The organism is Xenorhabdus sp. Sc-CR9, assembly GCF_963897815.1.
Lineage (GTDB): Bacteria > Pseudomonadota > Gammaproteobacteria > Enterobacterales > Enterobacteriaceae > Xenorhabdus.
This window is the reverse complement of sequence record NZ_CAWQTY010000150.1, coordinates 1-232: the sequence shown is the minus strand read 5'-3', so window position 1 is coordinate 232 and position 232 is coordinate 1. Positions and strand designations below refer to the sequence as shown.

Annotated in this window: 1 protein-coding gene; it reads right to left on the bottom strand. The window is 53.0% G+C overall.

What is annotated here, in order from left to right:
* Window positions 1–12: 12 nt before the first annotated feature.
* Window positions 13–232: type II toxin-antitoxin system RelB/DinJ family antitoxin (locus AACQ81_RS07065; protein ID WP_237388519.1), on the bottom strand; the 220-nt coding region annotated here is incomplete at its 5' end.

Sequence of the window (232 nt, the reverse complement as noted above, 5' to 3'; positions counted from 1 at the left end):
TGGCTGGTGTATTCAGTCGTCCGCATTGAGATCACTAAACAGAGTTTTGAGGTCAGCCGCCTTAGTTACATTTCCTGCACGAGCCTCACGCATGGCCGCAATAGCCGTTTCGTTTGGTACTAATGGTTCGAATGGTAGCGCCTTTTCCCGTGCTACTCGCGTTAGCATCAGGCGGACGGCATCAGATACCGTAAGCCCCATCGCGTTGAGAACGGCAGCCGCTTCTTCTTTG